At 71.7% G+C, this 13,650-nt stretch carries 15 protein-coding genes and 1 riboswitch; of the genes, 9 read left to right on the forward strand and 6 right to left on the reverse strand.

Features of this window, described 5'->3' with window-relative positions:
- The first annotated feature begins 104 nt into the window (after positions 1-104).
- The 3 genes from EV380_RS02625 (at position 105) to EV380_RS02635 (ending at position 2,288) form a co-directional block, all read left to right on the forward strand.
- On the forward strand, positions 105-1,148 hold the full coding sequence (locus tag EV380_RS02625) for a fatty acid desaturase family protein (RefSeq protein WP_242607478.1): 1,044 nt from the start codon (positions 105-107) through the stop codon (positions 1,146-1,148).
- 57 nt (positions 1,149-1,205) lie between these two features.
- Positions 1,206-1,433 carry a ferredoxin gene (locus EV380_RS02630; RefSeq protein WP_130449158.1) on the forward strand — a complete coding sequence of 76 codons (228 nt, stop codon included), beginning with the start codon at positions 1,206-1,208 and terminating at the stop codon, positions 1,431-1,433.
- Positions 1,434-1,514: 81 nt separating this feature from the next.
- Positions 1,515-2,288 carry an isocitrate lyase/PEP mutase family protein gene (locus tag EV380_RS02635; protein WP_130449160.1) on the forward strand — a complete coding sequence of 258 codons (774 nt, stop codon included), beginning with the start codon at positions 1,515-1,517 and terminating at the stop codon, positions 2,286-2,288.
- 25 nt (positions 2,289-2,313) lie between these two features.
- Here the strand turns inward: EV380_RS02635 and arfB are convergent, their stop codons facing one another.
- Together arfB and EV380_RS02645 are read right to left on the reverse strand one after the other, a co-directional pair.
- Complete coding sequence (gene arfB, locus EV380_RS02640) at positions 2,314-2,754, reverse strand: alternative ribosome rescue aminoacyl-tRNA hydrolase ArfB (RefSeq protein ID WP_130449162.1); 441 nt, start codon at positions 2,752-2,754, stop codon at positions 2,314-2,316.
- Between the two features lie 39 nt (positions 2,755-2,793).
- Positions 2,794-3,513, reverse strand: coding sequence for a Pr6Pr family membrane protein (locus tag EV380_RS02645; protein WP_130449164.1), 720 nt, complete (start codon positions 3,511-3,513; stop codon positions 2,794-2,796).
- Positions 3,514-3,582: 69 nt separating this feature from the next.
- Here EV380_RS02645 and EV380_RS02650 point away from each other — a divergent pair, with 69 nt between their 5' ends.
- The gene (locus EV380_RS02650) at positions 3,583-5,241 is read left to right on the forward strand and encodes an ABC-F family ATP-binding cassette domain-containing protein (protein WP_130449166.1); all 1,659 of its coding nucleotides are present in this window, start codon (positions 3,583-3,585) and stop codon (positions 5,239-5,241) included.
- Between the two features lie 25 nt (positions 5,242-5,266).
- Here EV380_RS02650 and EV380_RS02655 read toward each other — a convergent pair whose 3' ends face one another.
- The gene (locus EV380_RS02655) at positions 5,267-6,184 is read right to left on the reverse strand and encodes a sulfite exporter TauE/SafE family protein (protein ID WP_130449168.1); all 918 of its coding nucleotides are present in this window, start codon (positions 6,182-6,184) and stop codon (positions 5,267-5,269) included.
- Positions 6,185-6,380: 196 nt separating this feature from the next.
- On the opposite strand from EV380_RS02655, the gene EV380_RS02660 reads away from it, so the two are divergent.
- Complete coding sequence (locus tag EV380_RS02660; protein ID WP_130449170.1) at positions 6,381-7,124, forward strand: sulfite exporter TauE/SafE family protein; 744 nt, start codon at positions 6,381-6,383, stop codon at positions 7,122-7,124.
- Positions 7,125-7,142: 18 nt separating this feature from the next.
- On the opposite strand, the gene EV380_RS02665 is transcribed toward EV380_RS02660, so the two are convergent.
- Positions 7,143-7,922, reverse strand: coding sequence for an alpha/beta fold hydrolase (locus tag EV380_RS02665; RefSeq protein WP_102157437.1), 780 nt, complete (start codon positions 7,920-7,922; stop codon positions 7,143-7,145).
- A 56-nt stretch (positions 7,923-7,978) separates the two neighbouring features.
- On the opposite strand from EV380_RS02665, the gene EV380_RS02670 reads away from it, so the two are divergent.
- From EV380_RS02670 to EV380_RS02685, 4 genes are all read left to right on the forward strand, one after another.
- Complete coding sequence (locus tag EV380_RS02670; RefSeq protein WP_130449172.1) at positions 7,979-9,283, forward strand: condensation domain-containing protein; 1,305 nt, start codon at positions 7,979-7,981, stop codon at positions 9,281-9,283.
- A 50-nt stretch (positions 9,284-9,333) separates the two neighbouring features.
- Positions 9,334-9,429: riboswitch (TPP riboswitch) on the forward strand.
- Positions 9,430-9,503: 74 nt separating this feature from the next.
- The gene (locus EV380_RS02675; RefSeq protein WP_130449174.1) at positions 9,504-10,304 is read left to right on the forward strand and encodes a 3-oxoacyl-ACP reductase; all 801 of its coding nucleotides are present in this window, start codon (positions 9,504-9,506) and stop codon (positions 10,302-10,304) included.
- Entirely contained in the window at positions 10,304-11,641 is a 1,338-nt protein-coding gene (locus EV380_RS02680) for an LLM class flavin-dependent oxidoreductase (protein WP_130449176.1), read from the forward strand. Before EV380_RS02675 ends, EV380_RS02680 begins: the two co-directional genes overlap by 1 nt.
- Positions 11,642-11,732: 91 nt before the next feature.
- A complete protein-coding gene (locus tag EV380_RS02685; protein ID WP_341272756.1) occupies positions 11,733-12,644 on the forward strand; it encodes an NADP-dependent oxidoreductase in 912 nt (303 codons plus the stop codon).
- A 47-nt stretch (positions 12,645-12,691) separates the two neighbouring features.
- Here EV380_RS02685 and EV380_RS02690 read toward each other — a convergent pair whose 3' ends face one another.
- Together EV380_RS02690 and EV380_RS02695 are read right to left on the reverse strand one after the other, a co-directional pair.
- Positions 12,692-13,036, reverse strand: a complete 345-nt coding sequence (locus EV380_RS02690) for a VOC family protein (protein WP_130449180.1) — start codon at positions 13,034-13,036, stop codon at positions 12,692-12,694.
- A 62-nt stretch (positions 13,037-13,098) separates the two neighbouring features.
- Positions 13,099-13,572 carry a DinB family protein gene (locus EV380_RS02695; protein WP_130449182.1) on the reverse strand — a complete coding sequence of 158 codons (474 nt, stop codon included), beginning with the start codon at positions 13,570-13,572 and terminating at the stop codon, positions 13,099-13,101.
- Positions 13,573-13,650: the final 78 nt, after the last annotated feature.

The raw sequence follows: 13,650 nt of genomic DNA on the forward strand, positions 1-13,650 counted from the left end.
GGGGCGGTATTCCTGTCTAATCTAGCCCTAAGCAGCTAGTCAGCCGGCGCAGGGCACCGGCGGTGCCGTACGAGGACGGCGCGCGAGACCAGGGAGGTGCCGCCTTGTCCCGTGAAGAGTACGTGGAGTCCTACCGGCAGCTGAGCCGGACCGTGCACGACGCCGGGCTGATGCGTCGTCGTTACGGGTTCTACGTGACGCGAATCGGCGGGTGGGTCCTGCTGCTCGCGGGTCTGCTGGCTGCCGTCGTCCTCCTCGGTGCGACGTGGTTCCAGCTGATCATCGCCGCGCTCATCGGTCTGGTGATGGCACAGCTGGGATTCCTCGCGCATGAAGCTGCGCATCGGGAGATTTTCGCCTCGAGAACGCGGAACGAGTGGGCATCCCGGCTCATCGCCTGTCTGCTCATGGGGCTGAGCTTCAACTGGTGGATGGCCAAGCACAACACGCACCACGCGCACCCGAACCGGGAGAACACGGACCCCGATATCGAATCCAATCTGCTGGCGCTCACTCCCGCGGCCGCCGACCGCCGCGAGGGCCTGAGCGCCTGGCTCGCCCGGCGCCAGGGGTACTTCTTCGTCCCGCTGCTGCTGTTGGAGGGCCTGAACCTGCACGTCGCGTCGCTGCGGATGCTCTTCAGCGCGCGAGACGTACCGCACCGGGTCACCGAGATCGCGCTCATCGCCGTTCGCCACGCGGCCTACCTGACGCTGCTGTTCCTCGTGCTGCCGGTGGGTATGGCGTTCGCGTTCGTCGGCGTCCAGGTCGGAACCTTCGGTCTCCTGCTGGGCGGAGCCTTCGCGCTCAACCACATCGGCATGCCGACCGTCCCGGCTGGAGTCCACCTCGACTTCCTCCGCCGGCAGGTGCGGATGTCGCGCAATATCGACGACGGCCCGCTGTCCCGGCTGCTCCTGGGAGGGCTTCAGTTCCAGGTCGAGCACCATCTCTTTCCGGCGGTGCCCCGGCCCAACCTTCCCGCACTGCAGACGCTCGTGCGCGAGCACTGCAGCCGGCTCGGCATCCCGTACACCCAAGAGTCGCTGTCCGGCGCCGCCGTTACCGTCGTGGCCTACCTCAACCAGGTCGGGCTGAAGAACCGGGACCCGTTCGCGTGCCCGCTGGTGCAGCGATATCGCGGCTGAGCCACACGAGGAGCCACGCCGGCGTGTGAAGTGAACACCCAGAGAGGGGAGCCAAAGATGAAAGTCACCGTTCACCAGCCCCTGTGCGTGGCCTCCGGCAACTGCGGCCATGTCGCGCCCCGCGTCTTCCGAAACCGCGACGCGAACGGAGGATTCGTGGAACTGCTGGAGGCCGACCCGCCGGAGGGCGACCAGGACGCGGTCCGCGAGGCCGAGTACTTGTGCCCGTCCGGCACGATCCAGGTCGACGGCCACTCGATGCCGCCCCGTTCCTCGACCCCCTGACATTGCCGGCAAAAGGACCTATTGTGGCCCTGACGGACACCGGTGACCGAGCGCCGCGCGGCGCAGCCTAAGGAGAACCACATGACACACGTCAAAGAACTTGCCACCACCCTGGCCGAAGCCCACGAGTCGGGTCGAGCGCTCGTCCTGCCCACCGTGTGGGACGTCTGGAGCGCGCGCACGGCGGAGGAGGCGGGATTCGAGGGAATCACCACGGGGAGCCACCCCGTCGCCGACGCGACCGGCAGCTCCGACGGCGAGAACATGGACTTCGCCGACTACCTCGCAGTGGTCGCGCGGATCACCGGCGCGGTCGACGTTCCCGTCAGCGCCGACGTCGAGTCGGGTTACGGGCTGGCGCCCGCTGAGTTGGTCGAGCGGGTCCTCGAGGCCGGCGCCGTCGGGGTCAACATCGAGGACGTCGTGCACTCCGAGGGCAAGCGCGTCCGCGACCGCAACGAGCACGCCGACTACATCGCCGCCGCCCGGCAGGCCGCCGACGCGGCGGGAGTGGACTTCGTCATCAACGGGCGCACCGACGCCCTCAAGTTCGGCCCGGACGTGTTCGCCGACCCGCTCGCGGAAGCGGTGGAGCGCGCGAAGCTGATGGAGCAGGCCGGCGCCCGGTCCGTCTACCCGGTGGGCTTGTCGTTGGCAGAAGACGTGACCCGTCTCGTCGAAGCGGTCAGCGTACCGGTCAACCTCACGGTGCACCCCGTCGGCGGGCACGCCGCCGGCGATCTGGCGGCCCTCACCGCACTGGGCGCGCGCCGCTTCACCTTCGGTCCGCTGTGGCAGATGTGGCTGAAGGAGGTCTCCTCGGACCAGCTGGCGTCGTGGAGGCCGGGCGCATAGCCTGCGCCGATCGCTAGAGGGCGCTTTATTCGGCGCCCGGACGGCGTCGATTCCGTTTGGTCTCGGCGCGCTGGCGCTTGCCCTCGAGCCGGCGCCGCTTCGAGCCCCGGGTGGGCCGCGTCGGCCGGCGGGTGATCTCGGGTACGACGGCGTCGCGCAGCAGCCCGGCGAGCCGCTGCCGCGCCGCGGTGCGGTTCTGCCGCTGGGACCGATGCTCCGAGGCGCTGATCGTCAGGACCGTGCCCGTCAGCCGCTCCGCGAGGCGCGCGAGGGCGAGCTCGCGCTGGGCGTCGTTCAACGCCGTCGTCGTGCCGAGGTCGAGGCTGAGCTGGACCCGCGAGTCGGTGGTGTTGACCCCCTGACCGCCGGGGCCGGAGGAGCGGGAGAACTGCTCGAGCAGCTCACCCGCGGGCACCGTGAGGCCGCCGGGAGCGCCGGGGCCCGGGGGCACATGCAGATCGTCCATGCCACGAGTCTGCCGCACATTCGGCGTGCGGCGCGACGGTCAGGCGCGGGCCCGGCGGCGGCCGGCGGCGATGACGCCCCAGCCCGCGAGCGAGATGAGCACGGCGATCGCGGCGATGTAAGCCGCCACGACGCCGTATCCGCCCTGCAGGTGCGGGTCCAGGAACGGGTACGGGTACCACCAGGGGTCGCCCGAGAGCGGGGCGACGACCGTGTTCGCCCGAAGCAGCGTGTACGCCGCCCACGCTATCGGGTAGAGGACGACGACGCCGATCGCCGACCAGGGCAGCGCCCGGCGGCGCGGAGCGAGGAGGACGTCGAGCAGCATGACGAGCGGGCCGACGACGTGCAGCACCTCGTTCGACCACGGCACTGTCTGCCCTTGCGGTAGCTCGATCCCGCGCAGCAGGACGTTGTACACGACCCCGGTGACGATCATGTACGTGGACGCGCAGACCAGGAGCGTCGCGAGCCACGCCGGATCCTGCGCCTCGCGACCGCGTGCGCGGAACGAGCGAATCGCGGCGACGAGCAGCACGGCCGCGGCGAGCAGATTCGACTCGATCGTGAAGAAGCTCAGGAAGTTCGCGACGACCGTCGGCAGGTGGGAGCCGTGCGCCGTGTCGGTGGTGAGCGCGAAGGACACCGACTGCCCGAGCTGCCGGGCCGCGGCAGCGACGATGAGCACGGCGGCCACAACGCGCACTACGTCCCAGAGCAGGGTCGGCGTCCGGGTGGCTTGGAGGGCGGCGGGAGTCATGTTCAGTAGAGTATCGGCACCCGGTGCGAATCGGGCTGCGGCGGACGGGACGCATGGGAGAATTGCGGGATGACCGCAACACTCGTCGCCCACGGACTCGCCGGCGGGTACGGCCACCGCACACTCTTCGACTCGCTCGATCTGACCGTCGCCCCGGGAGACGTCGTCGGCGTCGTCGGCGCGAACGGAGCCGGCAAGTCCACGCTGCTCAGGCTGCTCGCCGGCGTCGACACATCGCAGGCCGGATCCGTCACGCTGGCTCCTGCCGATGCCTTCGTCGGCTGGCTGCCGCAGGAGCACGAGCGCGTCACGGGCGAGACCGTCGTCGACTACGTCGGCCGGCGCACCGGGTGCGCCGAGGCCACCCGCGCGATGGAATCGGCGGCCGAGGCGCTCGGTGAACCTGCGGCCGGCGGCATCGACCCAGCCGACGTCTATTCGGCGGCGCTCGACCGCTGGCTGGCGAGCGGCGCGGCTGACCTCGACGAGCGGCTCCCCGTGGTGCTCGCCGATCTGGGTCTGGACTTCGATGGCGAGCGGGCCGAGCAGACCCTCATGACCTCGCTCTCCGGCGGGCAGGCCGCCCGCGTCGGGTTGGCCGCGCTTCTGCTCTCGCGCTTCGACGTCGTCCTGCTCGATGAGCCCACCAACGACCTGGATCTCGACGGGCTCGAGCGGCTTGAGGCGTTCGTGCGCGGACTGCGCGGGGGAGTGGTGCTCGTCAGCCACGATCGCGAATTCCTCTCCCGCTGCGTCACGCGGGTGCTGGAGCTGGACCTCGCGCAGGGTTCGAACCGCGTGTACGGTGGCGGCTACGACGCGTACCTGGAGGAGCGCGAGACGCTGCGGCGTCACGCGCGCGAGAAGTACGACGAGTTCGCGGACAAGAAAGCCGACCTCGTCTCCCGCGCGCGGACTCAGCGCGAGTGGTCTAGCCAGGGCGTGCGCAACGCGATGAAGAAGTCCCCGGACAACGACAAGATCAAGCGCAAGGCCGCGTCCGAGTCGAGCGAGAAGCAGGCGCAGAAGGTGCGGCAGATGGAGAGCCGGATCGCCCGGCTCGAGGAGGTCGAGGAGCCGCGCAAGGAGTGGCAGCTGGTCTTCACGATCGGCTCCGCGCCCCGCTCGAGCTCGGTCGTCTCGACGCTGAGCGCGGCCGTGATCAGGCAAGGGGATTTCACGCTCGGACCCGTGTCCCTGCAGGTCAACGCGGGGGAGCGCATCGGCATCACCGGCCCGAACGGCGCCGGCAAGTCCACGCTGCTGCGGGCGCTGCTCGGCCACCAGGCGCCGGCCGAGGGGACCGCGAGCCTCGGTGCGAGCGTGCGCGTCGGCGAGATTGACCAGGCCCGCTCGCAGCTGGCCGGGCCCGCCGCCCTCGCCGACGCCTTCGAGGCGGTCGTGCCCGAGATGGCCTCCGGGGAGGTGCGCACCCTGCTGGCCAAGTTCGGGCTCAAGGCCGAGCACGTCAATCGCCCCGTGGGCGAGCTGTCGCCGGGGGAGCGGACCCGCGCCGGCATGGCCGTCCTGCAGGCCCAGGGCGTGAACTTGCTGGTGCTCGACGAGCCGACGAACCACCTGGATCTGCCCGCCATCGAACAGCTCGAGCAGGCGCTCGACTCCTACGACGGGACGCTGCTGCTCGTGACGCACGACCGGCGCATGCTCGCCACGGTCCGGACGGACCGGCACTGGCGGGTCGACGCCGGCCGGGTCACCGAGGCCTGAGCCCTCCCGCGGCGATGGCCCGGGTTCAGGCCTCCGTGCTGGCCAGTGCCGCGCGGTGCTCGCGTTCGGCGGCGCGGGCCCGCAGTTCGCGTCGCACGACCCAGAACACCAGCGCCGCCCACGCGGCGAAGAGCACAGTCAGCACGACAGAGCCGGTATTGCCGCCCAGCAGGCCCACTGCCGCGTCGGTGCCGAGCAGCGTCCGGCTGTTCGTGAAGACGATGAGCCCGCCGGCGGCGACGGCGAGGACGCGTGGGGCCATGAGCCGGACCAGCCATGCGGCCAGTGGGGCCGCGACTACACCACCGGCGAGCAGGGCGAGAACCCAGGCGAAGTCGATCCCGACCGCTCCCAATCCGCTGAGGAACCCGAGCGAGGCGCCCAGGGCCACCACGAACTCGGAGGTGTCGATCGAACCGACGACCTTGCGCGGTTCGATCTTCCCCGAGGCCAGGAGGGTCGGCGTGCCCACCGGCCCCCATCCGCCTCCTCCCACGGCGTCGAGCGCGCCGGCGGCGACGGCCAACGGCACGAGCAGACGCTTGCGGAGCGTGCCCCGGAACGCGGGCTGGGTCGTCGGCATGCGCAGGAACCGGTACAGGACGTAGATGCCAAGGACCAGGAGGATCGTCGAGACGACCGGCTTCGCCGCCTCACCGTCCAGGCCCACCAGGAAGTGTGCGCCGAAGAACGCGGCGACCCCACCGGGGACGGCCATGATGCCGACGACCCGCCAGTCCACGTTGCCGAACTTCCAGTGCGCCACCCCCGAGACCAGCGTGGTGCCCACTTCGGAGAGGTGGACGATGGCCGAGGCGGAGGCCGGGGCGATGCCGGCGAACAACAGCAGCGTCGTTGACGTCACGCCGTAGGCCATGCCGAGCGATCCGTCGACGAGTTGAGCGAAAAAGCCGATGACGGCCAGGATGATGAGCGATCGCACGGGTATACCTTCCTGTCGGGCTTGGGGTCGGGGGACACGGGAACGTCACGAGCTTCCCGAGAATGCCCACACTAGGACCGCGCGGCGTGCTGCCTCCCCTGTGCTGCGGACGACGTCGCATGATGACTCTCCGTGTCGGACGCGGGCTCGTCGGGTGACGATAGATGTCGCCGGCCGGGCCGCGTAGGGTGAACCGGTGATCGAACTCGATGTGCTCGCCTGGGCCGTGCTCGCGTGCGGCGCGCTGCTCGCGGGCTTCGCCAAGACCGCGCTGCCCGGCGCCGGAACCCTCTGCGTCGCGATCTTCGCTGCCGTCCTTCCGGCCCGCGAGTCAACGGGCGCGCTGCTCGTTCTCCTGATCGTCGGCGACCTGTTCGCGGTCTGGATGTACCGGCACGACGTCGACTGGCGCACCCTGCGCCGCCTCGTTCCCGGAGTGCTGGCCGGCATGGTCGTCGGCGCCGTGTTCCTCGGCTCCTCCACGGACGACGTCGTCCGCCGCGTCATCGGGACGATCCTGCTCGCGCTGCTGGGCTTCGCGCTGTGGCAGCGACGGGCGAAGGCCCGGTCCGACGCGGTCGCATCGCCGTCGCGCGCGGCCGGCTACGGTTACGGCACGCTCGGCGGATTCACGACGATGGTCGCCAACGCCGGAGGACCGGTCATGAGCCTGTACCTGCTCTCCATGCGCCTGCCCGTGAAGGCCTTCCTCGGCACCACGGCTTACTTCTTCTTCGCCGTGAACCTGGCCAAGCTGCCGTTCCAGATCGGTCTGGGCCTGCTAGATGCGCAAATCTTCGCGATCTCCGCCGCCCTGGTTCCGCTCGTCGTGGTCGGGGCTTTCGCCGGTCGCTGGCTCGCGACGCGCATCTCGCAGCGGTTCTTCGAGGTCGCGGTCCTGGTCCTGACCGGGGTCGGCGCGGCGAACCTGCTGATCTGAACGACGGCGCCCGGGCGCTCAGCCGTGCTGGGCGACGTCTTGGCTCAGGATTCCGGGCCACGTGCGGACCTCGTCCGGCGTGGATGCGACCTGCAGCCGCGCCTCGGGGAGCAGCGACGCGAGCGCCTCAGCCGTGGAAAGCGGGTGGGCGGGGTCGTCGACCCACGCGAGGATCGTTGCCGGCACCCCGAGCCCGGCGATCGTCTCGCGCGGGGGCAGATCGGTGTCCGCCGCCCCGCGGAACAGTGCGGGCAGCAGGTGCTCGGCGACGTCGGGTACCGTCGCTGGTGCGCCCACCGTCGCCGGCGGCGGCGGGACGTTGGCGCCGGCGGCCACGAACGCGCGCGCCCCGCGCCGCTCGATGAGCGCGGCGGCCCGCCGGTAGTCCTCACCCTTGGCGGCACGCGTCTGCCACGCCGTCGGCGGGACCAGCAGGGTCAGGCCGCAGAAGCGCCCCGGGTCGCGCACCGCGGCGTGCAGCAGCGTCGCCGCACCCATCGACGGCCCCACCCCGTGCACGGCCTCGCCCGGGAAGAAACGCTCGAGCAGGGCCAGCAGGTCCTCCGCCAGCACCTCCCAGCGGTAGTCGCCGGGCGCCTGTCGCCCCGTCGACCGCCCGTGCCCGCGCGCGTCGTAGCGCAACAGCCGCGTCCCGCTGAGCCCGCGGCCGAGGTCCAGATCGAGCACCCGGTCGCGGGCGCGCGAGGACGTCAGGCCGTGCAGCTGGACCACCGGATGCCCGCCCTCATCGCTGAGCTCCACGTCCAGGTCGGCACCCGGAACCGTGAACTTCGCCATGGGGCCTCCCGTCATGATGCTGTCGCGGTGCGGAAATTGAAGGTTAGGCTACCAGCATGCGGCTCACCAGCATCGCGCAGTTGCGTCTGCCTTTCGGGCGGCTTTACGGGTACGACGTCGCCGTCTCGTCTCCCGCGGGCGCGTTGCCCCTGTCCTTCGATCAGCGCCGCCACGTCGGCGTGGGCGAGCGGCCCGGGGCGTGGATGGGTGTGTCCTTCCGCCTCGCGGAGACGCTCTCGAAGGACGACTTGGCCGCGGCGTGGCTGGCCGTGATCGCCCGGCATGGCACCCTGCGTTCGGTTGTCGACCCCGGCGACGGCGACGGTCCCCGCCTGCACCAGGTCCACGTCGGCGCCGGCCGCTGGGTAGAGCACCCGATCGGCGCTGGCCAGGCCGTCGAGGCCGCGGTCCGCGACGTCTTCGACCGCCGCTGCACGCCCTTCTCGACGCCGTCGCACCGGATCTGCGTGCTCGAGACCGCCGCCGGACCCACGGTGATCGTCGCCGCCGACCACACCCACGTGGACATGTGGTCGATGCTCGTCATCGTCCGCGACCTCGTTGCCGCGCTCCGCGGCACGCACGACGGCGCCGGCCCCGTGCTGCCGCCGGCGCCCGACTTCGCCGAGCACACCCGCGCCCTCACCGACCGGCCCGCCGCCCCCGAGGACGTCCGCCGCCGCTGGGCCGAGATCATGCACGTCGGCGCCGGGGGCATGCCGGTGTTCCCGCTGCCGCTCGGTCCATCCGCGCCGCACCCCGAACGCGTCGAGGTCCGCGACGTGCTCGGCACCGCGGCCTGCGCCGCGCTCGCCGAGAGCGCCCGTGCCGCCGGCGTCTCGACCCTCACCTCGGCCGTGTCGGCGATGACCGCCGTGACCGCCGAGCTCGCCGGATCCGCCCTGCGTGCGGTCTTCCCCGTGCACAGCCGGCACGACGACGCCTGGCACGACTCCGTGGGCTGGTTCATCACCAATTCGGTGCTCGAGTCGGGCGATCCGGAGCCTGGCGCCTGCGCACGTGCGGTGAAGGCCGCCGTGCGGCTCGGGTCGTACCCCCTAGAGGAGCTGCTGCGCCCGTGGGGCGGGATGCCGGCGACGCCGGGCATGTTCGCAATCTCGTGGCTGGACCTGCGCCGACTGCCGGTCCGGGTGCCGCCGGAGTGCCTCGACATGCACTACGTGGGCGCGAGCATCGCGACCGACGGCGTCATGTTGTGGTTCATCCTCGACGAATCGGGACTGCACCTGCGGTGCCGCTACCCGGACACGCACGAGGCGCGGGCGAACGTCGGGGCCTGGCTCGACGCCGTCGTACTGCGCCTGCAGGCCTCCGCGCGGGCGCCACAGCCGCAGCCCTGAGCGGGCACGCGCCCGGGCCGCGGGCGGCGGGCACCGTGATACGGTCCTTGGGAAACGACTCGGGGCGCCACCACCGGTGGCTGAGATGCGACCCGTAGAACCTGATCCAGTTAGTACTGGCGAAGGGAATGTCCGATGCGATCCCGCGCATCCCCCGGTGATACCGGCTTCCGCGGGCGCCCCAGACGCACCCTCGCCGCAAGAGCAGAAGGGCGAGCACATGACAACAGCAACAGCCGCGGAAGCGCAGCAGACGGCCCCGGCGATCTCCGACCAGGTGGTCCTCGTGACCGGCGGGGCGCGCGGATTGGGCCGGGCCATCACCGAGGCGTTCCTGCGCGAGGGCGCGCGGGTCGTCATCGGCTACAACGCGAGCCGTCAGGCCGCCGAGGAGCTCGCCGCCGCGCACCCCGGCCGCGTCGTCGCCGTGCAGGCCGACGTCCGCGACCGGGCGCAGGTCGAGGCGCTCGTCGCCGCGGCCAAGGCCGCGTTCGGCGCACCGCTGGCGACCGTGGTCAACAACGCGCTGGTTGACTTCTCCTTCAACGGCGACGGCCGCTCGCACGCCCACGAGATCACCTACGACGAGTTCTCCCAGCAGTTCTCCGGCACCGTCGAGGGCGCGATCAACGTCGTCCAGGCAGCCCTGGCCGACTTCGCGGAGCTCGGCTCCGGCCGCGTCGTGAACGTCGGCACCAACCTCTTCCAGAACCCCGTCGTGCCGTACCACGACTACACCGCGGCCAAAGCGGCACTGCTCTCCCTGACGCGCACCTTCGCCGCCGACCTGGGGCCGCGCGGCATCCGCGTGAACATGGTCAGCGGCGGGCTGCTGCGCACGACCGACGCGAGCGCGGCGACCCCGGAGGCCGTGTTCGACGCGATCGCCGAGGGCACCCCGCTGCGCTCGGTCACGACGCCGGCCGAGTTCGCGGACGCCGTCCTCTTCTTCGCCTCGCCCTGGGCGCGGTCCGCCACGGGGCAGAACCTCGTGATCGACGGCGGGCTGGTGAAGGACTGATGCCCGGCGTCCGGCAGGTGCACCTCAACCTCTTCGCGCACGGCTGCGGGCACCACGTCGCCGCGTGGCGGCACCCGGACTCGAGCGTCGGGCGCCTCGGCGACATCGAGTACTGGGAGGGCCTCGCCCGCACGGCAGAGCGCGGGCTCTTTGACGCGGTCTTCCTGGCCGACGGCCAATCGGTGGGCCTCGACGGGCTCGACCGCGGGCCGCGCTGGTACCTGGAGCCGGTCACGACGCTCACCGCGATGGCCCGGGCAACCGAGAACATCGGCCTCGTCACGACGATCTCCAGCACCTTCTGGAATCCGTTCAACGCGGCCCGGCAGCTCGCGAGCCTCGACCACATCTCCGGTGGCCGGGCCGGCGTGAACGTCGTGACCTCGATGACCGACGCAGAGGCGCGCAACCACTCGATGGAGGCGCTGCCTCCCCATGAGGAGCGCTACGCGCGGGCGGAGGAGTTCGTGCGCGTGATCACCGGCCTCTGGGACTCCTGGCCATCCGAATCGATCCTCGCGGACCGTAAGGGCAAGTACGTCGACGCCGAGCTGCTGAAGCCGCTCGACCACCACGGCGCCGCGTTCGATGTCGCTGGTCCTCTCAACGTGCCGCAGTCGCCGCAGGGCCGGCCCGTGCTCTTCCAGGCCGGAGCCTCCGAGCCCGGGCGCGACCTGGCCGCCCGCTACGCTGAGGGCGTCTACGCGGTGGCGTGGGATCTGGAGTCGGCGCGGGCCTACCGCGAGGACATCCGCTCCCGAGCCGCTGCCCACGGCCGCGATCCCGACTCCCTGACGATCATGCCCGGCCTCGTCACGTACGTCGCGCGCACCGACGAGGAGGCGCGGCGGCGCCAGCGGGAGCTCAACGAGCTGCTGCCCGTGGAGGACTCCCTGCGTCAACTGTCGTTCTTCGTCGGCACCGACACCTCCGGCTGGGAGCTCGACGCCCCCGTCCCGGAGCTGCCGCCGCTCGAGGAGTTCACGGGGCCGCAGGGCCGCTACGCGACGGTGCTTCGCATCATCGAGAGCACCCGACCGACCGTGCGCGAGCTGCTCGGCTACCTCGCCGCCGGTGGCGGGCACGCCACGTTCATCGGCACCCCCGAGGCCATCGCGGACGAGATCGAGCGGTGGATCGACGCCGGTGCCGCCGATGGCTTCAATCTGATGCCTCCAGCGCTGCCGGCGAGCATCGAGGACTTCGTCGACCTCGTGGTCCCGGTCCTGCAGGAGCGCGGGCGCTTCCGCCGCGAGTACGGCGCCGGCACCTTGCGCTCGCACCTGTCGGAGGAACCGGCGACGCGAGCCGGCCTGGCCGCGGCCGCCGCTGGATAGCGCCGCTGGGTAGCGGCCCGCCGTCGGCGAAGTCACAGGCCGGGCCGGGAATGCGGGCGCCGGGCGCGCGGTTGTGCTGGGTATGCGAGCCATGACTTACCGTGAATACGGCACCCCAGACACCCTCGAACTCACCGACCAGCCGACCCCCAGCGTCGGCCCCGGCGCGGTCCTGATCCGCGTCGAGCGCGCGGCGGTCAACCCCGTCGATTGGAAACTGATGGCCGGCGGCCTGGACGGCCTGCTCGACGCCGTCTTCCCGGTCATCCCGGGCTGGGACGTCTCCGGCGTCGTCGAGCAGGTCGGCCCCGACACCCCGGAATTCGCCCCGGGCGACCGCGTCGCGGCCTACGGCCGCAAGGACGTCGTCTCGGGCGGCACGTTCGCCGAGTTCGTCGCACTCCCGGCCACGTCCGTCGCGCGCGTGCCCGAATCGGTCTCGTACGACGCCGCTGCGGGCCTGCCGCTCACGGGCCTGACCGCCCAGCGTTCGCTCGAGACGCTCGAGCTGACCGAGGAGGACACACTCCTGATCCACGCGGCCTCCGGCGGCGTCGGATTCCTCGCCGCGCAGCTCGCGCTTGAAATCGGCGCGACCGTGATCGGCACGGCCTCGGAGCGCAACCACGAGAAGCTGCGCGCACTCGGCGTCATTCCGGTGACGTACGGCGACGGGCTGGCCGAGCGCGTGCGCGCGGTGGCGCCCGGCGGCGTGACGGCCGTCGCCGACTTCGTCGGGGGAGTCCTGTCCGAGACGCAGGCGGTCCTTGCCGAAGGCGGGCGGCACGTCTCGATCGCCGACCCGACCGTCGAGGGCGCGGGCGGACGCTGGGTCTGGGTCCGCCCCGACGGCGCGCGCCTGCAGGAGCTCCTCCAGAAGGTCGCGGCCGGCACCTTGCGCGTCGAGATCGACCGCACGTTCGCCCTGGCCGAGTCGGCGGCGGCGCTCGAGGCCAACCAGGCCGGCGCGAACGGCAAGATCCTCATCGACGCCACGCGCTAGACCCGCCCGGGGCCGGCGGCGCGGTCCGGGCGACCGCGCCGCCTGGCTCAGACGTGAGTGCCGACGTTGACGACCCGCCCCGCGGCGTCGCGGTAGAAGAAGCGCCGCACGCCCCAGGTCTCGTGGGTGACCGGGTGCACGATCTCGAGGCCCGCGCCAACGGCCGCCGAGTGGGCGGCCTCGACGTCGTCCACGAACACTGAGACGTCTGGATTGACCGGCGCCGTCGCGTCCCGGGTGATGACGCCGAGCTGGTTCCCGGCGTCGTCGCCGAGGAACGCGAGCCAGCCGTTGTCCATCAGCACGCGCAGACCGAGCGCTGCGGTGTGGGCCGCGATGGCCCCGGGTAGGTCGTCGACGGTCAGGATCGGCACGATCCGCTGGATGCCCATGGGCCCCAGTCCAGCACCGCTTCGGCCCCGGGGCAAGGGTCGGCCCGGCCGCGGCGGTCCCGTCAGGTCCGTCGCGCGCGGATCTGCTCAACCAGGATGTCGCCGTGCCCGGCGTGCCGGGCGAACTCGCGGATCATGTGCAGGACGATGAAGCGCAGCGTCACCGTGCGTTCCCGCCAGGCGAAGCGCTCGTCGAGGTCGTGCTCCGCGGCGATGTCGCGCGAGCGGGCGCACGCGGCGGCGAAGGCCGCGCGCACCGACGCGATCGTGTCCTCCGGTGCGAGCGTGAAGCTCTCATCGACCGTCGCGGCCAGGCCGAGCACGTCCCGCTCCCGGCCAGCCACCCGGTGGGCGAACCAGACGTCTTCGACGAAAGCCGCGTGCTTGACCAGGCCCAGCGGAGTCGTCAGCGACGGGACGAGGCGCAGGCGGGCCTCCTCGTCCGTGAGGTCGTCGAGCAGCGCGTCGATCGCCTCGCGCTGGAGCTCGAGCATCCCCGCAAGCGCGGCCGCTTCGGCGTCCAAGTGCACGTTCATGGCCCCATCGTAGGATGGCGTCGCGCGGCGGGGAAGCCCTTGACTCGAGCCGCGCATTCTGTGAACCTAGTCACAATA

It is taken from the genome of Zhihengliuella halotolerans (assembly GCF_004217565.1).
In the GTDB taxonomy this organism is placed as follows: domain Bacteria; phylum Actinomycetota; class Actinomycetes; order Actinomycetales; family Micrococcaceae; genus Zhihengliuella; species Zhihengliuella halotolerans.